This is a genomic window from uncultured Campylobacter sp., from assembly GCF_938040115.1.
GTDB lineage: Bacteria > Campylobacterota > Campylobacteria > Campylobacterales > Campylobacteraceae > Campylobacter_A.
The window spans coordinates 1-2,318 of record NZ_CALHXD010000279.1; the positions used below are offsets into that span (position 1 = coordinate 1).

A 2,318-nucleotide genomic window follows, 5' to 3' on the forward strand; every position below is an offset into this window, starting at 1 on the left:
TTTTCAAGCTCGAAAAGCTCGTCGTAGCTTAGGTTGTGGTTGATTTTTTTGATATCCTTAAGACCTAATTTTTCTATTTCGTTTACCATTTTTCTTCCTTTTTTGGATTAAATTTTCGCTAAAATTTGACCGTTTGCCACGGTTTGCCCCTGCTGTACCTCGATAGAGGTCACGAGCCCGTCTTTTGGAGCGTTTACGTCTATTTCCATCTTCATGGCCTCTAGCACGAACATCCTTTGTCCCTTTTTCACGCTATCGCCCACTGCGACTAGGATTTTAAACACGTTTCCAGGAAGCGTGCTTTTCACTGGCTCGCCGCTACCGCCCGTAGTTTTAGCCGGGGAGAGCTCCGGAGGCGGCATATGCGCTACGCTTGCCGGTTTTACGCTTTTTATCTCGGCTTTGCCGTCAGCGTCCGCGACCTCGACGTCAAATTTTTTGCCGTTTACGGTGACGCTGTATTTTTCGTTTATCGGAGTTTTTGCGCGTGGGGTCGGTGCGCTCGTTTCGCCTGCATTTGCAGATTTTTTTCGGATATTTACCTTGCCTTCGCCTTTTAAAAACGCGATGCCCTTTTCCTTGCATGCCGCAGCGATAAAGATATTTTCCTCGCTAGGCTCAATGCCCTCTTTTTTAAGCAGCTCACGAGTAAATTTAAGCGACTTACTCTCGTCTTTGTCCGCGATATCCATGGCGTGCTCTTTGGTCGGTTTTAAGCTTAGCTGCTCGCTAGCTAGCTTAACTACGCTCTTATCTGGCTCCACAGGCGTTTTGCCAAAGTAGCCGAGCACCATTTTGCCGTAGCCCTCTGCGATCTTTTTCCATGGGCCAAACATCACGTTGTTAAACGCCTGCTGGAAATAAAACTGGCTCACCGGCGTCACGCTCGTACCGTAGCCGCCCTTTTGCACGACTTCGCGCATAGCAAGGATAACCTCGGGGAATTTATCCAGGATATTATTATCGCGCATCATTTGGGTGTTTGCCGTTAGCGCGCCGCCTGGCATCGGGCTAAACGGGATGAGCGGGCTAACCTGCACGGCTTCCGGCGGCAGGAAATAGTCTTTCAGGCACTCATTTAGCACGCTTTCGTATTTTAGAATTTTCTCCACGTCAAGCCCGCCCAGATCGTAGTTTTTGCCCTTAACGGCATGCAACATCGTTAGGATATCGGGCTGGCTGGTGCCGCCGCTAACCGGGCTTGCGGCTAGATCGATGCCGTCTGCGCCGGCTTCTAGAGCGGCCATATAGCACGCGACGCTAACGCCTGCGGTTTCGTGAGTGTGGAGTCTGATGTGGGTATTTTGCGGGAGGAGTTTGCGAGCCATTTTGATGGTCTCATACACTTTTTGCGGACTAGAGGTGCCGCTGGCGTCTTTGAAACAAACGCTGTGATACGGTATGCCCGCGTCTAAAATTTCGCGCAAAATCCGCTCGTAAAACGCCACGTCGTGCGCGCCCGAACAGCCAGCTGGCAGATCCATCATCGTGACGACTACTTCGTGCTTTAGTCCGTGGTGAGCGATACGCTCGCCCGAATATTTTAAATTTTCCACGTCGTTTAGCGCGTCGAAGTTTCGTATCGTGGTCGTGCCGTGCTTTTTAAAGAGCTTCGCGTGCAGATCAACCAGCTCGCGGCTGCCCGTATCTAGCGTCACGGTATTTACGCCGCGGCTTAGAGTTTGCAGGTTTGCCTCAGCTCCGACCGTTTCGCGAAATTTATCCATCATCGCAAACGCGTCTTCGTTTAGATAAAAATAAAGGCTCTGAAATCGCGCCCCGCCGCCAAACTCAAAGTGCGTTATACCAGCCTCTTTAGCCGCGCTAACCGCAGGCAAAAAATCAGCTATCGCCACGCGCGCGCCGAAAACCGACTGAAAGCCGTCTCTAAAGGTAGTATCCATAACGTCTATAAATTTTTTCGCCATTTTGCCGCCTTGTCAAATTTCAAAATCGTGCTAATTTTACCTAGTTTTAGATTAAGTGGATATAATAAATCAAAGCATTATCACAAAAATGTTTAACGAGGGAAGCAAATGCAAGAGCGCACGCTAGAAGAGCTTTATAAAAAGCTAAAAGAATTTGATAGATTGGCAGATAAAGAAGAGTTTTTGTTTGACGAGATAAGAGACGCCGTAGAGGCGCAGGATTTGGCGTTTGCCGCGCAAATTTGCGACTTTGTTTTAAACGACGAATTTGAAAAATTCGGCGCGTTTCTAAGAACCAGAGCGCTAATGTGGCTCACGGACTATATCGTGCAAAATTCAAAAGAAAACGAGAGCGAATATCCGAATTTTGACGACTTTGTAGACTGCCTG

1 protein-coding gene and 1 pseudogene are annotated in these 2,318 nt (G+C 48.7%); one reads left to right on the forward strand and one right to left on the reverse strand.

The features are described from left to right. Positions 1 to 107 precede the first annotated feature (107 nt). Positions 108 to 1,928 (reverse strand): biotin/lipoyl-containing protein, encoded by a 1,821-nt coding sequence (locus tag Q0314_RS09435; RefSeq protein WP_298058514.1) that lies wholly within the window; start codon positions 1,926 to 1,928, stop codon positions 108 to 110. A 108-nt stretch (positions 1,929 to 2,036) separates the two neighbouring features. Here Q0314_RS09435 and Q0314_RS09440 point away from each other — a divergent pair. Next, a pseudogene (locus Q0314_RS09440) lies at positions 2,037 to 2,318 on the forward strand (hypothetical protein); the annotation flags it as partial.

What these genes read in the sequence shown, in the direction of transcription:
- Q0314_RS09435 (WP_298058514.1), bottom strand. Translation starts at nt 1,928, where the DNA reads ATGGCGAAAAAATTTATAGACGTTATGGATACTACCTTTAGAGACGGC.